Source organism: Nocardia ninae NBRC 108245, from assembly GCF_007990755.1.
Taxonomy (GTDB): domain Bacteria; phylum Actinomycetota; class Actinomycetes; order Mycobacteriales; family Mycobacteriaceae; genus Nocardia; species Nocardia ninae.
Genome location: NZ_BJXA01000033.1, coordinates 69,410 through 89,700, shown reverse-complemented (window position 1 = coordinate 89,700; position 20,291 = coordinate 69,410). Strand labels below are relative to the sequence as shown.

The following is a 20,291-nucleotide window of genomic DNA, read 5'->3' as shown; positions in this document are numbered from 1 at the left end:
TGCAGGCACGGGTGCGCCCGGTGCCGGTGGCGCTCCCGGTGGTTTCCGCGGTCGCCCCGGTGGCGGTGGCGGCGGTCGTCCGGGTGGTCCCGGTGGTCGTGGCGGTGCGGCCGGTGCGTTCGGTCGTCCCGGTGGCGCGCCGCGTCGTGGCCGTAAGTCGAAGCGGGCGAAGCGCGCCGAGTACGAGAGCATGCAAGCGCCCGCCATCGGCGGCGTTCGCCTGCCTCGCGGCAACGGCGAGATCATCCGGCTCGCCCGTGGCGCCTCGCTCTCGGACTTCGCGGAGAAGATCGACGCGAACCCCGCTGCCTTGGTCCAAGCCTTGTTCAACCTCGGCGAAATGGTCACCGCGACCCAGTCGGTGAACGACGAGACCCTCGAGCTGCTCGGCAGCGAGATGAACTACGTCGTGCACGTGGTCAGCCCGGAGGACGAGGACCGCGAGCTGCTGGAGTCGTTCGACCTGACCTACGGCGAAGACGCGGGCGGCGAAGACGATCTCGAACAGCGTCCGCCGGTGGTGACCGTCATGGGTCACGTCGACCACGGTAAGACTCGACTGCTCGACACGATCCGTAAGGCCAACGTCCGTGAGGGCGAGGCCGGTGGCATCACCCAGCACATCGGCGCCTACCAGGTGCTGACTCATCTGGGCGAGAACGACCGCCTCATCACCTTCATCGACACCCCGGGTCACGAGGCGTTCACCGCCATGCGTGCCCGTGGTGCGAAGGCCACCGATATCGCGATCCTGGTGGTCGCCGCCGACGACGGCGTCATGCCGCAGACGGTGGAGGCGATCAACCACGCGCAGGCGGCCGACGTGCCGATCGTGGTGGCGGTCAACAAGATTGATAAGGAAGGCGCGAACCCGGACAAGATCCGGCAGCAGCTGACCGAATACAACCTGGTTGCCGAGGAATACGGTGGCGACACCATGTTCGTCGACATCTCCGCCAAGCAGGGCACCAACATCGACGCGCTGCTCGAAGCGGTGCTGCTGACCGCGGATGCGGCGCTGGACCTGCGGGCCAACCCGGACATGGACGCGCAGGGTGTCGCCATCGAGGCGCACCTCGACCGCGGCCGTGGCCCGGTGGCGACCGTGCTCATCCAGCGCGGCACGCTGCACGTCGGCGACTCGATCGTGGCGGGCGACGCCTACGGTCGCGTCCGTCGGATGGTCGACGAGCACGGCGAGGATGTCACCGCGGCGCTGCCGTCGCGGCCGGTCCAGGTCATCGGCTTCACGTCGGTGCCGGGCGCCGGTGACAACCTGCTCGTGGTCGACGAGGACCGGATCGCTCGCCAGATCGCCGACCGCCGCAATGCGCGCAAGCGCAACGCGCTGGCCGCACGCAGCCGCAAGCGGATCAGCCTGGAAGATCTGGATGCCGCACTGAAGGAGACTTCGGAGCTCAACCTGATCCTCAAGGGCGACAACTCCGGTACCGTCGAGGCCCTCGAAGAGGCGCTGCTCGGTATCCAGATCGACGACGAGGTTCGCCTGCGGGTCATCGACCGCGGTGTCGGTGGTGTCACCGAGACCAACGTCAACCTGGCGTCGGCGTCGAACGCGATCATCATCGGGTTCAACGTCCGGGCCGAGGGCAAGGCGACCGAGCTGGCGAACCGCGAAGGCGTGGACATCCGGTACTACTCGGTGATCTACCAGGCCATCGACGAGATCGAGAAGGCCCTCAAGGGCATGCTCAAGCCGATCTACGAAGAGGTCGACCTGGGCCGCGCCGAGATCCGCGCGATCTTCCGTTCGTCGAAGGTCGGCAACATCGCCGGCTGCATGGTGCTCGAGGGATCGGTCAAGCGCAACGCCAAGGCGCGCTTGCTCCGGGACAACGTGGTGATCGCCGAAACGGTCACGATCTCTTCCTTGAAGCGGGAAAAGGACGACGTCACCGAGGTCCGTGAGGGCTTCGAATGCGGTTTGACGCTGACCTACAACGACATCAAGGAAGGCGACATCATCCAGGCCTACGAGCTGCGCGAGAAGCCGCGCGACTGAGTTCTCGACCGCACGTCACGCCGGGCTACCCGCTCGGCGTGACGTGCGCGGCGAGTTTCTCGGAGCTCGTGCCTTTCGACACAAAGAGGTGTGTAGGTGTTCCTGGGGGCACTCGAGTTCGATCTTCTGCTCGGCGACGTGCATTCACTGAAAGAGAAGCGTTCCGTGATCAGGCCGATCCTGGCCGAGTTGCAACGTTTCGGCGTGAGTGCCGCCGAGGGCGGTGAGCAAGACCGCTATCGCCGTTCATTGCTGGGGGTTGCCCTGGTCAGTTCCGGTATGGATCACCTGACCGAGGTACTCGACCGCTGTGAGCGGCATGTCGCGGCACGTCCGGAGTTACAGTTGCTGGCAGTACGCCGCAGGATCTTCGGGCCCGAAGACTGATAACGGTGGACCGTTGGTTCCACCGACAATAGACAGAGTGAGGAAGGTTCAGCCATGGTGGATCAAGCCAGGGCACGCCGACTCGCCAAGCGGATTTCCTCGATCGTGGCGACCGCGATCGAATATGAGATCAAGGATCCGCGGCTGGGTTTCGTGACCATCACCGATGCCAAGGTCACCGGCGATCTGCGTGAGGCGACGGTGTACTACACGGTCCTCGGCGAAACCTTGGACACCGAACCGGACTACCAGGGCGCCGCGGCGGGCCTGGAAAAAGCCAAGGGGGTGCTGCGCTCGAAGGTGGGCGCGGGCACCGGCGTGAAGTTCACGCCGACCCTGGCGTTCGTGCTCGACAAAGTGCCCGAGGTCGCGAAGGACATGGAAGAACTGCTGGCCAGGGCCAAGGCCGCGGACGAAGAGGTGGCGAAAGTGGCGGCCAACGCCAGGCACGCCGGCGACGCCGACCCGTACAAGGTCGAACGCGACGACGCAGAGTGACATGCGGTAGACGATGACGACGATGCGGGACGCGGTCGACCTCGAATCTGCCGTCGAGGCGTTGAACGCCGCCCGCTCGGTCACCATCCTCTGCCATGTGCAACCGGACGCCGACACCGTCGGTAGTGGTCTCGCGCTGGCGCTGGTCCTGCATCGGCGCGGGATCCCGGTGTGGGTGTCGTTCGCCGAACCCGCCGAGCTGCCGGAGTCGATGCGGTCACTGCCGGGTGTGCACCATCTGGTGGCGCCCGGCGACGTGCCCGCCGAGGTCGATCTGCTGGTCGCGGTCGACTGCGGCAGTGCCGGGCGGCTCGGTGCGCTGGCCGACCGGATGACCGGGGCTGCAAACACTTTGGTGCTCGACCATCATCGGTCCAACACCCGGTTCGGGTCGATCAATGTGATCGACGCCGGTGCGGAATCGACGACCAGTTTGATCGTGCGGCTGCTCGATGTGTGGGGTGTGCCGATCGATGCCGAAGTGGCGCACTGCCTTTACGCCGGGCTGGTCACCGACACCGGCTCGTTTCGCTGGGTTCGACCCGGTACGCACGAGTTGGCGGAGCGGCTGCTCGCCACCGGTATCGATAGTGCCGAGATCGCCAGGGCGTTGCTGGACACGCATCCGTTCGGGTGGTTGACCATGCTGTCCCGGGTGCTGAGTACCGCGCAGCTCGAGCCGGGGGTGCACGGCGGTATCGGGCTGGTCTATGCGGTCGTGCGGCGTGAGGATATTGCCGGGGTGAGTTCCGAAGAGGCGGAGAGTGTCATCGACATCGTCCGCACCACTTCGGAAGCGGGGATCGCCGCGGTGTTCAAGCAATCCAGTAGCGTCGCCGATCGGTGGACGGTGTCCTTGCGGGCCAGGGACAGTCGGCCGGGGGCGGACGACGGGGTGGATGTTGCGGAGATAGCGACCGCGCTCGGTGGGGGTGGCCATCGATTTGCCGCTGGGTACACGGCTTATGGGAATCCGGACGATCTGGTTGCCGGATTGCTGGCTGCCCTCGGGTGAGGCTGCCGCGGCTGTTTGTCGGTGGCTCGTGGCAGAGTCTCGCGTTGGCAGGATCGTAGGCGGCGACGGGGAGGTTTCGTGGGTTCGATGAGCTCGGGCGGGGCGGAGGTCTCCGGCGGAACCGAAGATCCTGCGCTCGTTGGCACGGCTTCAGGCGTGCCTGGGGGAGCTGGGGGCGCTGCGCTGTCGGACGTCTCCGGGGGAGCCGGGGAAGCTGCTCTTGTTGCCACGGCGTCGGATTCGGCGGCCGGGGTGGGGCCGCGACGTATTCTCGGGCTTGCGCTGCCGACGCTGGGGGTGTTGGTGGCCGAGCCGCTGTATCTGCTGTTCGACCTTGCTGTGGTGGGGCGGCTCGGGGCGTTGGCGTTGGCCGGGCTCGCGGTCGGGGGATTGATTCTGGCGCAGGTGAGTTCGCAGTTGACGTTCCTGTCGTACGGGACGACCGCGCGGGCGGCACGTCGGCACGGGGCGGGGGATGAGCGGGGCGCGGTGGCCGAGGGGGTGCAGGCGACGTGGTTGGCGATCGTGGTCGGTGCGCTGATTCTGCTCCTGGTACAGGTTTTCGCGGTGCCGCTGATCAATGCGATCTCCGGTGGTGGGGACATCGCGGACGAGGCGTTGGTGTGGTTGCGCGTCGCGCTGTTCGGGGTGCCGCTGATTTTGATCTCGATGGCGGGGAACGGGTGGTTGCGCGGGGTGCAGGAGACTCGGCGGCCGCTCGTCTATGTTCTTGCCGGGCTGGGTGTTTCGGCCGTGTTGTGTCCGGTGCTGGTGCACGGATGGTTCGGGGCGCCGCGGTGGGAGTTGCCCGGGTCCGCCGTCGCGAACGTTGCGGGTCAGCTGGTGATGGCCGGGTTGTTTCTGCATGCCCTTGTTCGGGAACGTGTTTCGCTTGTTCCGCACTGGTCGGTGATGCGTGCGCAGCTGGTGCTCGGCCGTGATCTGATCGCTCGCAGTCTCGCCTTCCAAGCGTGCTTCGTCTCGGCTGCCGCCGTTGCGGCCCGCTTCGGCGCGGCCTCTGTTGCCGCGCACCAGTTGGTCCTACAGCTGTGGAATTTCCTTGCCCTGACCCTGGATTCGCTCGCCATCGCCGCCCAAACTCTCGTCGGCGCGGCCCTCGGTGCGGGTGACGCGCGTGGTGCTCGCGGGCTGGCCGCCCGGGTAACCCGGTGGTCCGAGATTTTCGCCCTCGCGCTGGCCGCCTGCTTCGCCGCGGGCGCCGCGCTCATCCCGAAACTGTTCACCGACGACCCCGACGTGCTGAACCGCACCCATGTCGCCTGGTGGTTCTTCGTCTGCATCATCCCGGTGGCGGGCATCGTCTTCGCCCTGGACGGCGTCTTACTCGGCGCGGGCGACGCCGCCTACCTGCGCACCAGTACCCTCGCCGCCGCCATCTTCGGATTCCTCCCTGCTATCTGGCTCTCCCTGGTCTTCGACTGGGGCATCGCCGGAATCTGGTCCGGGCTGGTCGCCTTCATGATGCTGCGGTTGGTCGCGGTCTCCTGGCGGGCCTGGTCCGGTAGGTGGGCGCAGATCGGCGCTGAAATTCCGCGGCAACAGGTTTAGTCGGGCTGCCGCCCCGACACCGGGGTGACGGGCGCGGGGCGGTGGGAGTGTGCCAAGGTAGGTGTGGTGATACCCAAGTTGATGGCGGTGAGCGACATTCATGTCGGACACCAGGGGAATCGGCCGGTAGTCGAGCAGATCCACGCCGACTCGCCGGAGGACTGGCTGATCGTGGCCGGGGACGTGGGGGAGAAGACCGACGACGTCCGGTGGGCGCTGGAGTTGCTGCGCGGCCGGTTCGCCAAGGTGATCTGGGTGCCCGGCAACCACGAGCTGTGGACGACGGCGAAGGATCCGGTCCAGATGACCGGCGTCGCCCGCTACGACTACCTCGTGTCGATCTGCCGCGACCTCGACGTGCTGACCCCGGAGGACCCGTTCCCGGTGTGGGAGGGTGCGGGCGCGGAGCAGTACGGCGGGCCGGTGACGCTGGCGCCGCTGTTCCTGCTGTACGACTACTCGTTCCTGCCGGAAGGCGCCACCACCAAGGCCGAAGGGCTCGCCATCGCGCGGGACCGCAACGTGGTGGCCACCGACGAATATCTGCTCTCCCCGGATCCCTATCTGACGCGTGACGCGTGGTGTCACGCCCGCGTGCAGTTCACCAAACGCAAGCTGGACGCGCTGCCCGAGGGCACGCCGCTGGTCATGATCAACCACTTCCCGATGGTCCGTCAGCCCACCGACGTGCTGTTCTATCCCGAGTTCGCGCTCTGGTGCGGCACCGAACTGACCGCCGACTGGCACACCCGCTACAACGTGGTCTGCTCGGTCTACGGCCACCTGCACATCCCGCGCACCTCGCACTACGACGGCGTCCGCTTCGAAGAGGTGTCCCTCGGCTACCCCCGCGAATGGCAACGCCGCGGCCTCCCCGAACGGCTACTCCGCCAAATCCTCCCGGCCCCGGAGTACCCGCCGGGCTCGCTGAACGACTGGGGCGGACATTTCAAGGTCACCCCTGAAATGGAAGCCGCCGCAGCGGAAATGCGCGCCAAAGCGCAACGCCGCCGCGGTGTTTGAGCGCCGGCGCTCGCCAGGTTGCGTGCGCCGGAGGGCGGACTGTCGATAGCCGAGTTCGCTGCACGACCTCGACTGCGGTGTCCACTGAGCGAGTGGCCAGTTCGCTTGCAGAGGCGGCCGGCCAGCAGTAGTCAGCGCAGCGTGCCGAGTCGCGAGTGATTCCTGACGGGCTCGGCATCTGCACCGGAGCGGCGCTGCCCCGGCAGTCGGGAGCCGACCGGACTCCCGCGATCCCGGCCACGGAAGGCTGACCGGCTCGCTAACCGAGCAGCGCTTGGTCCACTGAGGTTTGCCGCTGTCCGGGTGGTTGAGGGCGGGCTGGACTTTCGTGACCCCGGCTGACGCCGCAGGCTGACCTGTTCGTTGGCCGAGTAGTGCCTGGTCTGCTGAGGTTTGCCGCTGTCCGGGTGGTCGAGGGCGGGGTGGACTTCCGCGATCCTCGGCTGTGCGGAAAGCTAACTGGCTCGTTGGCCGAGCAGCGCCGGTCCGGCAACGTCGCCGCAGGGCGGCTGCGACCATCGGTGGGTCGCGGGGCGGCGCTGTGGGAGCGTGCTGCGCCTCGTCTAGGCTCGACCGTGATGATCGAGAACATTTTGCCCGCCGGTGTGGCGGCGGCTGAGCTGCTGGAGTATCCGGAGGACCTGAAGGCGCATCCGGCCGAGGAGCATCTCATCGCGAAGGCGGTGGAGAAGCGGCGGCGGGACTTCATCGGGGCCAGGTATTGCGCGCGGTTGGCGCTGGCGGAGCTCGGTGAGCCGCAGGTGGCGATCGGTAAGGGGGAGCGGGGCGCGCCGGTGTGGCCGCGCGGCGTCGTCGGCAGTCTTACCCATTGCGACGGGTATCGGGCCGCCGCGTTGGCGCACAAGATGCGTTTCCGGTCCATCGGGATCGATGCCGAGCCGCATGCGGCGCTGCCCGAGGGCGTGCTGGATTCGGTGAGTCTGCCGCCGGAGCGGGAGTGGCTGCGGTCCACCGGCTCCGCGCTGCACCTGGACCGGCTGCTGTTCTGCGCGAAGGAAGCGACCTTCAAGACATGGTGGCCGCTGACCACACGCTGGCTCGGCTTCGAGGAAGCGCACATCACCTTCGAGATCCAGGAGAGCTCAGGCGCTTCCGGTCGGGGCACCTTCCACAGCAAACTGCTGGTGCCAGGGCAGACGAACGACGGTGGGGTGCCGCTGCTTTCGTTCGACGGCCGCTGGCTGATCACCGACGGGTTCATCCTCACCGCGATCGTGCTCGACTGATGAACGGTCTCGGCGGACTGCTGATCGTCGACAAGGATGGCGGCTGGACCAGCCACGACGTCGTCGCGAAGTGCCGGAAGCTGCTGCGCACCAAGAAGATCGGCCACGCGGGCACCCTCGACCCGATGGCGACCGGGGTGCTGGTGCTCGGCGTGGAACGCGCCACCAAACTGCTCGGCCTGCTCACCCTGACCACCAAGGCGTACACCGCGACCATTCGGCTCGGTCAGGCCACCACCACCGACGACGCCGAGGGGGAAGTCCTCACGACCACCCCGGCCCTGCACCTCGTCGACACCGACATCGCCGCGCACACGGCGAAACTCACCGGTGACATCGAACAGGTGCCCGCCACCGTCAGTGCGATCAAAGTGGACGGCGAACGCGCCTACGCCCGGCACCGCGCAGGTGAAGACGTGCAGCTGGCCGCCCGCCCGGTCACCGTGTCCCGCTTCGACATCCTCGCCCGCCGCGACATCCAGGACGGTGCGTTCGTCGACCTGGACGTGCTCGTCGAATGCTCCTCCGGCACCTACGTGCGCGCCCTCGCCCGCGACCTCGGCGCCGCGCTCGGTGTGGGCGGCCATCTGACGGCGTTGCGCCGCACCAGAGTCGGCCCGTTCACCCTCGAACACGCCCGCACCCTGGACGAGTTGGCCACCGCCGCGGAGTCCGAGGCATCCCTGCTCAGCCTCGACATGGACGAGGCGGTCCGAACCGCCTTCCCGCACAGGGAGATCGACGAAACCCAAGCCAACGACCTCCGCAACGGCCGCTGGTTGGACCCCATCGGCTTGCTCGGCGTCTACGCGGCCATCGACCAGGAGGGGCGCGCGATCGCCCTGCTCCAGGAGAGCGGCAAGCGCGCGGCCTCCGTCATGGTCGTCCGCCCGTCCAACCTGTAGAGCCGCGACCCAGCCGGTTCGGCATTCGGTGCGAATGTTGGCGTTGCGGAGTCGAAGCGGATGGTCGGGCGGCGGATGAGCTGGCCCGCGCTTACGTCGGCCAGGCTGGTCGGAGCGGCTTCGCTGATGGTGGTGATGGTGTCAGTTCTGTGCTGGGCGCATCGGTCGACTCGCGGCCCGGTTGGTTGACCAGGCGGGCGATGGGCTGGCGGCCGCGGCTTGCCAGTGGCTCGGGGGTCGGTTGGTTGTCGGGTGGCGCGGTCGTTCACCACAGTCTCGTCGTGGTAACCGCGGCCCCGGCCTGAGCGGACACTTCCGTCGCGAGCCGGCCGAATTCGGGGCTTCGGGAGCGAAAAGTGGGGGCTCAGGCCGGGTTCTCCGCATCGAGCACCTGCCCGACTGGGAAGAACTCGTCCCCGAGGATCGGGTGCAAGGCACCGAGGAGCGCGCCGACGCTGATGTCGAGCAGCTCCGCGCGGGAGAAGTGCTTGTTCTCCAGCCATTCCACGGTGAGTACGCGGACAAAGGTCAGCCAGCTCATCAGGATTGAGGACACCTGGGTTCGGGTGGTGCCTTCGACGCCCATGACGTCCAGCAGCCGGTGGCGCAGTTCCCCGAGTTCGCCCGCGATGATCGCCTGAATGGTGGGATCGCCTGCGAGCACGCGATTGGCCGCGAGCACGCTGTGGGCGTTGGCTTCGAAGTAGTCGAAGTGCGTGTCCAGTCCTGCGGCGAGTTGCTCGGCGAGTGGCCGTTCGGTGTCGAAAGTTGTTGCGACCAACAGCTGGTCGGCCGCCTCTTCGTAGACGCCCGCGAACAGGTCCCGCTTGCTGGGGAAGTGGCGGTAGAGGAGTGCGCGCGATACTCCGGCGGCCGCCGCGACGTCCTCCATCAGCACCGCGTCGTAGGCGCGTTCGGCGAACAGCCGCGCACCGGCTTCCAGCAGCACCTTGCGGCGCGCGTCGGGGGAGAGGCGGCGGCGAGTACTCATCCGGAAAAGCTTAGTTGACGTTTGTCTACTAAGCGTCGTAGGGTCTCTTAGTAGACAACCATCTACTAGCGGTTGGTTGGCGGAACATACTGCGCACCAGTGGTATTCGTACACTCCCGGGGAGAAACACATGGCTGCAACACTCAAATGGCTATCCATGGTGATGGGAGTCGCCTGCGTGGCGATCGGCTTCCTGCACATCGCACTCGGCAACGACGCCGTCCCCGACATGGGCGATTTGGGCGCCACCGCCGACAGTCAGAGTCGCTTCTTCGGCGCGATCTTCGTCGGCTACGGCGCGGCCTGGATCTGGGCAGCCCGCGAATCCCCGATCCCCTCGACCGTGATCCGCTGGCTCGCCGGCATCTTCCTGCTCGGTGCCGTCGGCCGCGCCGTCTCGGTGGCCGTCTACGGCTGGCCGCACTGGTTCCAGATCGTCCTCACTGTCATCGAAGTAGTCCTGCCGCCGATCTTCTGGTGGCTGGCTACCGCCGACGAAAACCGCACCCGCACAATCCGATCCGCGCCCACGTATACCTGATCGAACCGACGGCAGCGCTGCCCGCCACCGAATGGGGCCGGTGTCCCGCTCGGTGGTTCGCTGGCTAGTCATGCTCCCTCTCGAGATTCCGGCTGTTGTGCGAATTCCCCGCTTGCGCAAAGCAGCTCACGCAGAAACGGTCGGTGCTCGCTCGATCAGGCGCCCATCCGCCGTCAAGCGGGACTGGACCCAACGGCGCGGTCGACCTGATTCGCCGGATCAAATCCAGGGCGAAGGCGCCGCGTGACGACACACCCGGCCACCCGCACCCTCGGCGGCGAGAGTGGCACATGGCTGCGGCAAAGTGCGAGAACAGGTCTCCACCATGTGCCACTCGACGCGGCGGGAACGATTTCGAGTCGAATGCGGGTATGGGGATTTACCTGGGGTAACCATGGCGTGGGTTACGGCGATAGGTCGAGTATCTGATGGCCTGATCGGGAGGTGAGGGCGATGGTTGTCCGCAGAATGGTGCAGCAGGGGTTAGCGGTCATCGCGGTGGCGGTGCTGGCGTCGGCTTGCGGTGGGAATGGTGACGAGCCATCGACACCGTCGCGCGATCGGTCGACGACCGTGCCGACGTCGACGTCGGCGCCGAACGTACCCACCGCCGCACCCACTCAAATCGTGCCGCCGCCACCCGGCAATCCACCGCAGGGCACCGGCACCGTGGTGATCCGGACGCGAACCCTCTCCGGCACGCCGGTCCCGAACGTGCCGGTCAATCTCAGCTTGATCCAGCCCTGCGACCCGTCGAAGCGCGACATCCCGTTGGGCAGCAACGAGGTACTCCGCCGAGACGCCGTCACCGACGGCAACGGCGCCGCCACCTTCTCGGTCCCGATCGGCTGCTACCACTTCGGCATGGGCACCCCGCCTCCCGGCACGACCCCGGTCCCCGAGGGCATGCACAGCCTCTTCCTCGTCCGCGACGGTGAGCTCGCCGCTGGCGAACTGCGCTTCCAGGAACCAGACCTGCCCGCCCCCTGCGCCGCGCAATCGATCGTGCACGACCTCGACGACATCGGTGAACTCGGCAGCCACAACGCCACCGTCACCGAATGCGACGGCAACTGGGCGGTCATCGCCTGGGACGCCCCCGGCGACACCCAGCGCATCGTCCGCCGCACCCCCGACGGCTGGGCCACCTACGTCTACTTCCCCCACAACGTCTGCTGGACAAAGGCTTCCGCCGACGGCGTCCCCACCCGCCTCCAGAAGTACTTCAACTGCTGACCACCCCATCGAACGGGACAAGGAAAGTGCGAGTAACCGCTCCCTCACGTCCCGTTTGACGACTAGGCAGTGAGCCAACGGGACATAGCGGCGCGAAACTGCGAGTAGCCGCTCTCGTATGTCCCGTTGGGCGGCTAGGTGGTGGGCCGACGGGACGTGGCGGCGTGGACGTGCAGTGGTCGCTCCGTGGTGTCCCGTTGGTGACTAGGCAGTGAGCCTGCGGGACGTGGCGGCGTGAAGGTGGGACCGCCCTCGTGCCCCTTTGGACGACCGAGCGGTGAGCCTGCGGGACATGGCGGCGTGAACGCGTGAGTAACCGCTCCCGCATGTCCCGTCAGACGCCTAAGCGGTGAGCCTGCGGGACGTGGCGGCGCGAAGGTGCGAGTAGCGCTGCCCTCGTGTCCTGTTGGCCGACTGGGCGGTGAGCCAGTGGGGCGTGGCGGCGGGAAAGCGGGAGTAGCCGCGCCTTCGTGTCCCGTTGGATGGCGCGTCTTCGTGTCCCGTTGGGCGACTGGGCGGTGAGCCAGTGGGACATGGCGGCGGGAAAGTGTGGGTAGCCGCGCGTTCGTGTCCCGTTGGACGGCTGGGCGGTGAGCCCGCAGGGCATGGCGGCGCGAAGGTGCGAGCAGCGCTGCCCTCGTGTCCCGTCAGACGGCTGAGCGATGAGCCGGTGGGACATGGCGGCGCGGAAGTGGGGGTAACCGCGCCCGCATGTCCCGTCGGACGACTAAGTCGTGAGCCAGATGGCTTCGGCAGCGGGACTGCCGAGATCGGTGGGAGTCTCGGCGGTGCCGATCCGAATTGCTATGGTGCCGGCGAAATCTCGGCGTTCCAGCACGGTGATGGTGGTGTCCAGCGCGATGCCGACGGAGTCGAAGTAGCGGAGCATGTCGGGGTCGGAGTCGGAGATGCGGGCCACCCGGCCGGACTCGCCCGCGCGGAAGTCGCTGAGCTGGCGGGCCGGTGGGGTGGGTACGGCGCCGTCGACGGAGGGGATGGGGTCGCCGTGCGGATCACGGTCGGGGTAGCCGAGTTTGGCGTCGATGCGCGCCATGAGCAGTTCGGAGACGGCGTGCTCGAGCACCTCGGCTTCGTCGTGTACCTCGTCCCAGCCGTAGCCGAGCTCGTTGACCAGGAACGTCTCGATCAGCCGATGCCTGCGCACCATGGCGATCGCGGCCCGGCGCCCGCCCTCGGTGAGGGTGATCGAACCGTAGCGGGCGTGCTCGACCAGCCCTTGGTCGGCGAGCTTGCGCACGGCCTCGGAGACGGTGGACGCGGACACCCCGATGCGCTCGGCGAGCAGCTTGGTCGACACCTTCTCCTGGGACCACTCCTGTGCGGTCCAGATCACCTTGAGATAGTCCTGGGCGACCGAGGAGAGCACCGGCGCGATCGTCGCGGTGCCGCCGGTGGCCGGGGTCGGCGCGGCAGCGTCGGTTAGCTCACGGCGGGTGGCGATGTCTCGTTTACCGGGCACATACCCGAGCTTAAGCACATGCCTGCCGATTGACACAGCTCGCCGCACGGGGAAACTCGGGATTCACCACACGTACACGCCACCGGAAGCAGCGCGTGACCCAGGCACCCGGCTTCGGTCGAACCCCGTTCAGCTGCGCGATATAAGCTGCCGACTGTGCAGAGATGGCGAGGTCTGGACGACGTGCCCGCGGACTGGGGTCGGTGTGTGCTCACGATCGGTGTGTTCGACGGTGTGCACCGCGGTCACGCACAGCTGATCAGCCGAGCTGTGAAATCGGCGGCCGCGCGCGGTGTCCCGGCGGTGCTGATGACGTTCGATCCGCATCCGATGGAAGTGGTGCGCCCCGGCTCGCATCCGGCGCAGCTGACCACGCTGACCCGCCGGGCGGAACTGGCCGAGGAACTGGGCATCGACGTGTTCTGCGTGATGCCTTTCACGCAAACGTTCATGAAGCTGACTCCGGCGCGCTACGTGCACGACCTGCTGGTCGAGCGGCTGCATGTGGCCGAGGTCGTGGTGGGCGACAACTTCACCTTCGGTAAGAAGGCCGCGGGCACCATCGAAACCATGCGTGAGCTCGGTGGCCGCTGGGGCTTCGAGGTCGACGGCGTCAAGCTGCTCGGCGAGCACGCGGTCACCTTCTCCTCCACCTACATTCGCGCCTGCGTCGACGCGGGCGACATGGCCGCCGCGGCCGAGGCGCTCGGCCGTCCGCATCGGGTCGAGGGGGTGGTGGTGCACGGCGACGGCCGCGGCCGCCAGCTCGGCTTCCCGACCGCGAACGTCGCGCCGCCGATGCACGCCGCGATACCGGCCGACGGCGTGTACGCGGGCTGGTTCACCGTGCTCGGCCCCGGCCCGACCATCGGCACCGTCACCCCGGGCGAGCGGGCGATGGCCGCCATCTCGGTCGGCACCAACCCCACCTTCTCCGGCCGCGCCCGCACCGTCGAGGCCTACGTGCTCGACGGCGAGGCCGACCTCTACGGCCAGCACGTCGCGGTCGATTTCGTCGACCATGTGCGTGGTCAGCGCAAGTTCAACTCGGTGGACGAGCTCATCGAACACATGCAGCGTGACGTGGAGAAGGCCCGCAAGATCCTCGCCGCCGTGGACGACCGGTAACCGGCCAGGCCGAGCCGCTGGGCGCCGCGGCTGAGCAACGCAGGCGCCTTAGCCGGTGCGAATCCGATCGGCCCGGCCTCCGTGACCGGCGATCTGCTATCCGATTTCGGCCCAGCGAAGCCGATCCGGTAAGGTAGATCCTCGGGTTTGCTGCGGTCCGCGGTGGCACCCATCCCGGGTAACCGGACATTCGAGCGCGGGACTGAAATAGGGAGTGGATGCCTCATGGCTCTGACCACTGAGCAGAAGTCGGCGATTCTCAAGGAATACGGCCTGCACGAGAAGGACACCGGCTCGCCGGAGGCCCAGATCGCGCTGCTGTCCAAGCGGATCTCCGACCTCACCGAGCACCTGAAGGTGCACAAGCACGATCACCACACCCGGCACGGTCTGCTCGCGCTGATCGGTCGTCGTCGTCGGCTCTCGAAGTACCTGGCCGCCAACGACATCCAGCGCTACCGTTCGCTGATCGAGCGTCTCGGCCTGCGCCGCTGATCGCTCCACACGCCGGCTACCCGAGGTAGCCGGAGACCCGGCCAGCGGGGAGACGTACAATCTCCCCGTTGGCTATTCGTGTATGTGGGCGACCGCTTTGTCATCGGCGGTCCGGTACACGACAACATTGCACAGCCGTATGCACCCGCCTGCGTGGCGTCGGTCTTCGGTAGTGGCCTCCCGGCAGGGGATATACCGCCGGCGGGCTTCGATCGATGACCGCCTCCGCGTCGCCGTGATCCAAGGGGATTCGGCCGGGTGTGCGCGCCGCGGCCAGGATGGTTGCCGCGCGTCCGTACCAGGGATGGCTGACGAAGAGCCGGATCGCGCCGTTGGGCGCCCGATCCGGCGAAGACGAGAGGTTGAGAGAAGAGAATGTCCGAAACAACTGAACGCAAGTCCTCGGCCGTAGAGGTCGAGCCCGGTGTGTTCGAGTCCGTCGCGCTGATCGACAACGGCAGCTACGGCACCCGCACCATCCGCTTCGAGACCGGCCGTCTGGCCCGTCAGGCCGCAGGCTCGGTCGTCGCCTACCTGGACGACGAGACCATGCTGCTGTCCGCCACCGCCGCGGGCAAGCACCCGAAAGACCAGTTCGACTTCTTTCCGCTGACGGTCGACGTCGAAGAGCGCATGTACGCCGCGGGCCGCATCCCGGGCTCGTTCTTCCGTCGCGAGGGCCGCCCGTCCACCGACGCGATCCTGACCTGCCGCCTGATCGACCGCCCGCTGCGCCCGTCGTTCGTCGACGGCTTGCGCAACGAGATCCAGGTCGTCGTCACGATCATGAGCCTGGACCCCAACGATCTGTACGACGTGGTGGCGATCAACGCCGCGTCCGCGTCCACCCAGATCGCGGGCCTGCCGTTCTCCGGCCCGGTCGGCGGCGTGCGCGTCGCGCTGATCGACGGCCAGTGGGTCGCGTTCCCGACCGTGGAGCAGCTCGAGGGGGCCGTGTTCGACATGGTCGTCGCGGGCCGCGTGGTCGAGTCCGGTGACGTCGCGATCATGATGGTCGAGGCCGAGGCCACCGACAAGGTCATCGCGCTGATCGAGGGTGGCGCGCAGGCGCCGACCGAGGCTGTGGTGGCCGAGGGCCTCGAGGCCGCCAAGCCGTTCATCGCCCGCCTCTGCAAGGCGCAGGCCGACCTCGCCGAGCTGGCCGCCAAGCCGACCGGCGAGTTCCCGCTGTTCCCGCCGTACGAGACCGATGTGTACGAGGCCGTCGAGGGCACCGCCAAGCGTGAGCTGAGCGAGGCGCTCTCGATCGCCGACAAGCAGGAGCGCGAAGCGAAGATCGACGAGATCAAGCTCGACGTGCTGTCTCGCCTCGGCGACGATTTCGCCGGTCGCGAGAAGGAGCTGGGTGCCGCGTTCCGCTCGGTCACCAAGAAGCTGGTGCGCCAGCGCATCCTGACCGACGGCTTCCGCATCGACGGCCGCGGTCTGGCCGACATCCGCGCGCTGTCCGCCGAGGTCGCCGTGGTGCCGCGGGCGCACGGTTCGGCGCTGTTCGAGCGTGGCGAGACGCAGATCCTCGGCGTCACCACCCTCGACATGGTGAAGATGGCCCAGCAGGTCGACTCGCTCGGCCCGGAGACCAGCAAGCGCTACATGCACCACTACAACTTCCCGCCGTACTCGACCGGTGAGACCGGTCGCGTCGGCTCGCCGAAGCGTCGCGAGATCGGCCACGGCGCGCTCGCCGAGCGGGCCCTGATGCCGGTGCTGCCGAGCCAGGAAGAGTTCCCGTACGCCATCCGTCAGGTGTCGGAGGCGTTGTCCTCCAACGGTTCCACCTCGATGGGCTCGGTCTGCGCCTCGACCCTGTCGCTGCTGAACGCCGGTGTGCCGCTGAAGGCCCCGGTCGCCGGTATCGCCATGGGCCTGGTGTCGGACACGGTCAAGAACGACAAGGGCGAGGACGAGGTGCGCTACGTCGCACTGACCGACATCCTCGGCGCCGAGGATGCCTTCGGCGACATGGACTTCAAGGTCGCGGGCACCCGTGACTTCGTCACCGCGCTGCAGCTCGACACCAAGCTCGACGGCATCCCCTCGCAGGTGCTCGCCGGTGCGCTGAGCCAGGCGCACGACGCGCGCACCGCCATCCTGGAGGTCATGGCCGAGGCCATCGACACCCCGGACGAGATGAGCCAGTACGCCCCGCGCGTCACCGCCATCAAGATCCCGGTCGACAAGATCGGCGAGGTGATCGGGCCCAAGGGCAAGGTGATCAACCAGATCACCGAGGAGACCGGCGCCAACATCTCCATCGAGGATGACGGCACGGTCTACGTCGGTGCGACCAGCGGCCCGGCGGCGCAGGCGGCGATCGATCAGATCAACGCCATCGCGAACCCGCAGCTGCCGAAGGTCGGCGAGCGCTTCCTGGGCACGGTCGTCAAGACCACCGCCTTCGGCGCGTTCGTGTCGCTGCTGCCGGGCCGCGACGGCCTGGTGCACATCTCCAAGCTGGGCAACGGCAAGCGCGTCGCCAAGGTCGAAGATGTGGTGAACGTCGGCGACAAGCTGCGCGTCGAGATCGCCGATATCGACAACCGCGGCAAGATCTCGCTGGTCCCGGTCGAGGAGAACGCCGAAGAGCCGGCCGAAGCCGACACCGTTGATGCGGGCGCGGCAGCGACCGAGTAGTACTTGTCTTTGTGACGACGAAGAAGACGACAGCCCCTCTGCTCCGACGCGAGCAGGGGGGTTCGTCACTGGAGCTGCGAGCCAACATGACCGACCCCGGCGTACAGCGCACCGTGCTACCCGGCGGGCTGCGCGTGGTGACCGAACATGTGCCGGGCGTGCGCTCGGCCTCGATCGGCGTCTGGGTGGGCGTCGGCTCGCGCGACGAGGGCCCCACCGTCGCCGGTGCGGCCCACTTTCTCGAACACCTGCTGTTCAAGGCGACACCGACGCGCACGGCGCTGGACATCGCGCAGGCGATGGACGCCGTCGGCGGTGAGCTCAACGCGTTCACCGCGAAAGAGCAGACCTGCTACTACGCGCACGTGCTCGACGAGGACCTGCCGCTGGCCGTGGACATGGTCTCCGACGTGGTGCTCAACGGGCTGTGCCGCGCCGAGGACGTCGACCTGGAACGTCAGGTGGTGCTCGAAGAGATCGCCATGCGCGACGACGACCCGGAGGATCTGGTCGGCGACGCGTTCCTGTCCGCGCTGTTCGGTGACCATCCGATCGGGCGGCCGGTGATCGGCTCGATCGAATCCATCGAGTCGATGCACGCCGGGCAGTTGCGCGGTTTCCACCTGCGGCGCTACCGGCCGGACCGGATGGTCGTCGCGGTCGCGGGCAATGTCGAACACGAGCACACGGTGGAGTTGGTGCATCGCGCGTTCGAGAATCGGCTCGACCCGGCGGCCACGCCCGCCAAGCGTCGCGAGGGGCGGTTTCGCCCGGCCAGCGATCCCGAACTGCACTGGAGCCACCGCGACAGCGAGCAGGCGCACCTGGCGTTCGGGGTGCGCGCCTTCGGGCGGCACGAGGGGGAGCGGCGCTGGCCGCTCTCGGTGCTCAACACCGTGGTCGGCGGCGGGCTGAGTTCCCGGCTGTTCCAGCGGATCCGGGAGGAACGCGGGCTGGCGTACTCGGTGTACTCCAGCGTGGACACCTTCGCCGATACCGGCGCGTTCTCGGTGTACATCGGCTGTCAGCCGGAGAACCTCGGCAAGGTCGCGACTTTGGCGCGCGGGGTGCTCGAAGAGGTTGCGGCCAATGGCATTACGGATGCCGAATGTGCCAGGGCCAAGGGTTCGTTGCGTGGTGGGCTCGTGCTGGGGCTGGAGGACTCCGCGTCCCGGATGAACCGGATCGGGCGCAGTGAACTCAGTTACGGCAACCATCGGAGTGTGTCGGAGACGTTGGCGCGGATCGACGCGGTGACCACCGATGAGGTGTCGGCTATCGCCGGCACGCTGCTGGGACGTCCGTTTGCCGCGTCGGTTGCCGGGCCGTACAAGCGGACCCGCGAATTGCCTGCCGCGGTGCGGAGATTGGTCGAAGGCTGACCCGGCGAAGCGGGAGTCAGTCCGTAGTCGCGCGGTTGGCGGCTTCGACGACCGCGGACACCACGCCGGGGAGGGCGGTTTCCAGGTCGCGAGCGCGTAGCCGCTGCCAGATCTGACCGTCGACGATCACCCGCTCGATGACCCCTGCCTCGCGCAGGATCTTGAAGTGGTGGGTCGCGGTCGACTTGTTGATCACGTCGTAGAGCTCGTTGCAGCGGACCGCGGTGCCGGCGTTGCTCAGCCGCCGCACCATTTCCAGGCGGATGGGGTCCTGTATCGCGCCGAGCACGGTGGACAGCGCGGCCACCGGTGCGGCCTCGACTGCCGCTTCCTTAGCTTCGGTCATGATCTACCTCACTCCATGGTTTGATGATCGTCATACCAGCTGTAGTGTCGTACGCGGTTCGATCATCATCAAACCTACCGGATCGGAGTTTCGATGACAGCGACAGTGCTGCCCGCCGCCGACGAGCAGACCTCACAGCGCTGGGCCTACGGCCTGGTGCTGGCCGCGGGCGGGGTGGCGCTCGGCGTCTCCGGGGTACCGGCCCCGCTGTACGGCATGTACCAGCAGGAGTGGCACTTCTCGCCGCTGACGACGACCTTCGTGTTCGCCGTGTACGCGTTCGCGGCCCTGGGCGCGGTGCTGGTGTCGGGCAAGATCTCCGACGTGGTCGGCCGCAAGCCGGTGCTGCTCGGTGCTTTCGTGACGATGATCGCCGGACTCGCGGTCTTCCTGCTGGCCGACAATGTCGCGATGCTGTTGGTGGCGCGTGCATTGCACGGCTTCGCGGTCGGCGCGACGGTGGTCGCCGGTGCGGCGGCCCTGCTGGATCTGCGGCCCAAGCACGGCGCGCGATCCGGTCAGCTCACCGGTGTGGCGTTCAATGTCGGTATGGCCGTGGCGATTCTGGGCTCGGCCCTGCTCGCGCAGTACGCACCGCACCCGCTGCGCCTGCCGTACGTCGTCATCACCGTTGTCTGCCTGCTCATCGGCGTCGGCGTCATCGCGCTGGAGGAGCCACACACCGGCCGCATCCCGGGCCGGATCCGGATCGCGAAACCGTCTGTGCCGCCGGAGATTCGCGGCGACTTCTGGTTCTCCGCGCTCGGCGTGATGGCGGCCTGGTCGGTGCTCGGCGTGCTGCTGTCGCTGTACCCGTCGCTCGCCTCGGCCGAAACCGGCATCCACAACTTGGTTTTCGGCGGCGCGGTGGTCGCGTCGACCGCACTGGCCGGCGCCACCTCGCAGCTGTTCGCGACCAAGATTCCGGCACGGCGCGCGGCCATCGGCGGCGACACCGGGATGGCGGTGGCGCTACTGCTCACCGTGCCCGCTCTGCACACCGGCAACTGGGTCGTGGTGCTGCTGGCCGGTGTCTTGCTCGGCGCCACCTTCGGACTCGGCTTCGGCGGATCGCTGCGCCACCTGTCCGAGGTTGTGCCGCAACACAAGCGGGGCGAAACCATGTCGGCGTACTACCTGCTCGCCTACACCGCCATGGCGTTGCCGACCATCCTGGCCGGCTGGGCCGCCACCACCTGGAGCCTGAGCGCGGTGTTCCCGTGGTTCGTCGTGGTCGTGTCGCTGGCCTGCCTGACCGCCGCCGGACTCGGCCTGCGCCGCAAACCCACGGCCGCCGAACAGACCGCATGATCGCGGATTGGCATTTTCCGCCGTGCATCGGCTAAAGTTCCATCTCGCATCACCGAGTA

Annotated in this window: 18 protein-coding genes; 15 read left to right on the top strand and 3 right to left on the bottom strand. The window is 67.7% G+C overall.

Features of this window, described 5'->3' with window-relative positions:
• The 8 genes from infB to truB all read left to right on the top strand — a co-directional run.
• Positions 1–2,023, top strand: a 2,023-nt coding sequence (gene infB / locus NN4_RS23380) for a translation initiation factor IF-2 (RefSeq protein ID WP_147135191.1), incomplete at its 5' end; no start/stop codon positions are given.
• A gap of 96 nt (positions 2,024–2,119) precedes the next feature.
• Positions 2,120–2,410, top strand: a complete 291-nt coding sequence (locus NN4_RS23375) for a DUF503 domain-containing protein (RefSeq protein ID WP_107660755.1) — start codon at positions 2,120–2,122, stop codon at positions 2,408–2,410.
• 54 nt (positions 2,411–2,464) lie between these two features.
• Positions 2,465–2,908, top strand: a complete 444-nt coding sequence (gene rbfA / locus NN4_RS23370) for a 30S ribosome-binding factor RbfA (protein ID WP_107658279.1) — start codon at positions 2,465–2,467, stop codon at positions 2,906–2,908.
• Between the two features lie 13 nt (positions 2,909–2,921).
• Positions 2,922–3,923, top strand: a complete 1,002-nt coding sequence (locus NN4_RS23365) for a DHH family phosphoesterase (RefSeq protein ID WP_147135188.1) — start codon at positions 2,922–2,924, stop codon at positions 3,921–3,923.
• A 252-nt stretch (positions 3,924–4,175) separates the two neighbouring features.
• Positions 4,176–5,492 carry an MATE family efflux transporter gene (locus tag NN4_RS23360; RefSeq protein ID WP_281289398.1) on the top strand — a complete coding sequence of 439 codons (1,317 nt, stop codon included), beginning with the start codon at positions 4,176–4,178 and terminating at the stop codon, positions 5,490–5,492.
• A gap of 66 nt (positions 5,493–5,558) precedes the next feature.
• On the top strand, positions 5,559–6,515 hold the full coding sequence (locus NN4_RS23355; protein WP_147135185.1) for a metallophosphoesterase family protein: 957 nt from the start codon (positions 5,559–5,561) through the stop codon (positions 6,513–6,515).
• A 578-nt stretch (positions 6,516–7,093) separates the two neighbouring features.
• Entirely contained in the window at positions 7,094–7,762 is a 669-nt protein-coding gene (gene npt / locus NN4_RS23350; RefSeq protein ID WP_147135183.1) for a 4'-phosphopantetheinyl transferase Npt, read from the top strand.
• The gene (gene truB / locus NN4_RS23345) at positions 7,762–8,667 is read left to right on the top strand and encodes a tRNA pseudouridine(55) synthase TruB (RefSeq protein WP_147135179.1); all 906 of its coding nucleotides are present in this window, start codon (positions 7,762–7,764) and stop codon (positions 8,665–8,667) included. The genes npt and truB overlap by 1 nt, the downstream gene beginning before the upstream one ends.
• Before the next feature lie 364 nt (positions 8,668–9,031).
• Here truB and NN4_RS23340 read toward each other — a convergent pair whose 3' ends face one another.
• Positions 9,032–9,658 (bottom strand): TetR/AcrR family transcriptional regulator, encoded by a 627-nt coding sequence (locus tag NN4_RS23340; RefSeq protein ID WP_147135176.1) that lies wholly within the window; start codon positions 9,656–9,658, stop codon positions 9,032–9,034.
• Positions 9,659–9,788: 130 nt separating this feature from the next.
• On the opposite strand from NN4_RS23340, the gene NN4_RS23335 reads away from it, so the two are divergent.
• On the top strand, positions 9,789–10,199 hold the full coding sequence (locus NN4_RS23335) for a DUF4345 domain-containing protein (RefSeq protein ID WP_147135173.1): 411 nt from the start codon (positions 9,789–9,791) through the stop codon (positions 10,197–10,199).
• Positions 10,200–10,652: 453 nt separating this feature from the next.
• Complete coding sequence (locus NN4_RS23330) at positions 10,653–11,435, top strand: hypothetical protein (RefSeq protein ID WP_246181033.1); 783 nt, start codon at positions 10,653–10,655, stop codon at positions 11,433–11,435.
• 727 nt (positions 11,436–12,162) lie between these two features.
• Here the strand turns inward: NN4_RS23330 and NN4_RS23325 are convergent.
• The gene (locus NN4_RS23325; RefSeq protein WP_147135212.1) at positions 12,163–12,831 is read right to left on the bottom strand and encodes a metal-dependent transcriptional regulator; all 669 of its coding nucleotides are present in this window, start codon (positions 12,829–12,831) and stop codon (positions 12,163–12,165) included.
• Positions 12,832–13,071: 240 nt separating this feature from the next.
• On the opposite strand from NN4_RS23325, the gene NN4_RS23320 reads away from it, so the two are divergent.
• The 4 genes from NN4_RS23320 to NN4_RS23305 all read left to right on the top strand — a co-directional run bounded on the left by NN4_RS23320 (position 13,072) and on the right by NN4_RS23305 (position 18,575).
• The gene (locus NN4_RS23320; RefSeq protein ID WP_107658273.1) at positions 13,072–14,043 is read left to right on the top strand and encodes a bifunctional riboflavin kinase/FAD synthetase; all 972 of its coding nucleotides are present in this window, start codon (positions 13,072–13,074) and stop codon (positions 14,041–14,043) included.
• Positions 14,044–14,268: 225 nt separating this feature from the next.
• Positions 14,269–14,538, top strand: a complete 270-nt coding sequence (gene rpsO / locus NN4_RS23315; protein ID WP_014986888.1) for a 30S ribosomal protein S15 — start codon at positions 14,269–14,271, stop codon at positions 14,536–14,538.
• Positions 14,539–14,913: 375 nt separating this feature from the next.
• A complete protein-coding gene (locus NN4_RS23310) occupies positions 14,914–17,193 on the top strand; it encodes a polyribonucleotide nucleotidyltransferase (protein ID WP_107658272.1) in 2,280 nt (759 codons plus the stop codon).
• Positions 17,194–17,279: 86 nt separating this feature from the next.
• Positions 17,280–18,575, top strand: coding sequence for a M16 family metallopeptidase (locus NN4_RS23305; protein ID WP_246181032.1), 1,296 nt, complete (start codon positions 17,280–17,282; stop codon positions 18,573–18,575).
• A 16-nt stretch (positions 18,576–18,591) separates the two neighbouring features.
• On the opposite strand, the gene NN4_RS23300 is transcribed toward NN4_RS23305, so the two are convergent.
• Entirely contained in the window at positions 18,592–18,921 is a 330-nt protein-coding gene (locus tag NN4_RS23300; protein ID WP_147135170.1) for an ArsR/SmtB family transcription factor, read from the bottom strand.
• Positions 18,922–19,014: 93 nt separating this feature from the next.
• Here NN4_RS23300 and NN4_RS23295 point away from each other — a divergent pair, with 93 nt between their 5' ends.
• Positions 19,015–20,232 carry an MFS transporter gene (locus tag NN4_RS23295; RefSeq protein ID WP_147135167.1) on the top strand — a complete coding sequence of 406 codons (1,218 nt, stop codon included), beginning with the start codon at positions 19,015–19,017 and terminating at the stop codon, positions 20,230–20,232.
• Positions 20,233–20,291: the final 59 nt, after the last annotated feature.

Excerpts from the sequence above, each read along its gene's own strand:
- rbfA (WP_107658279.1), top strand. The coding sequence starts at position 2,465 with ATGGTGGATCAAGCCAGGGCACGCCGACTCGCCAAGCGGATTTCCTCG.
- NN4_RS23365 (WP_147135188.1), top strand. The coding sequence starts at position 2,922 with ATGACGACGATGCGGGACGCGGTCGACCTCGAATCTGCCGTCGAGGCG.
- npt (WP_147135183.1), top strand. The coding sequence starts at position 7,094 with ATGATCGAGAACATTTTGCCCGCCGGTGTGGCGGCGGCTGAGCTGCTG.
- truB (WP_147135179.1), top strand. The coding sequence starts at position 7,762 with ATGAACGGTCTCGGCGGACTGCTGATCGTCGACAAGGATGGCGGCTGG.
- NN4_RS23340 (WP_147135176.1), bottom strand. The coding sequence starts at position 9,658 with ATGAGTACTCGCCGCCGCCTCTCCCCCGACGCGCGCCGCAAGGTGCTG.
- NN4_RS23335 (WP_147135173.1), top strand. The coding sequence starts at position 9,789 with ATGGCTGCAACACTCAAATGGCTATCCATGGTGATGGGAGTCGCCTGC.
- NN4_RS23330 (WP_246181033.1), top strand. The coding sequence starts at position 10,653 with ATGGTTGTCCGCAGAATGGTGCAGCAGGGGTTAGCGGTCATCGCGGTG.
- rpsO (WP_014986888.1), top strand. The coding sequence starts at position 14,269 with ATGGCTCTGACCACTGAGCAGAAGTCGGCGATTCTCAAGGAATACGGC.
- NN4_RS23310 (WP_107658272.1), top strand. The coding sequence starts at position 14,914 with ATGTCCGAAACAACTGAACGCAAGTCCTCGGCCGTAGAGGTCGAGCCC.
- NN4_RS23305 (WP_246181032.1), top strand. The coding sequence starts at position 17,280 with ATGACCGACCCCGGCGTACAGCGCACCGTGCTACCCGGCGGGCTGCGC.
- NN4_RS23300 (WP_147135170.1), bottom strand. The coding sequence starts at position 18,921 with ATGACCGAAGCTAAGGAAGCGGCAGTCGAGGCCGCACCGGTGGCCGCG.
- NN4_RS23295 (WP_147135167.1), top strand. The coding sequence starts at position 19,015 with ATGACAGCGACAGTGCTGCCCGCCGCCGACGAGCAGACCTCACAGCGC.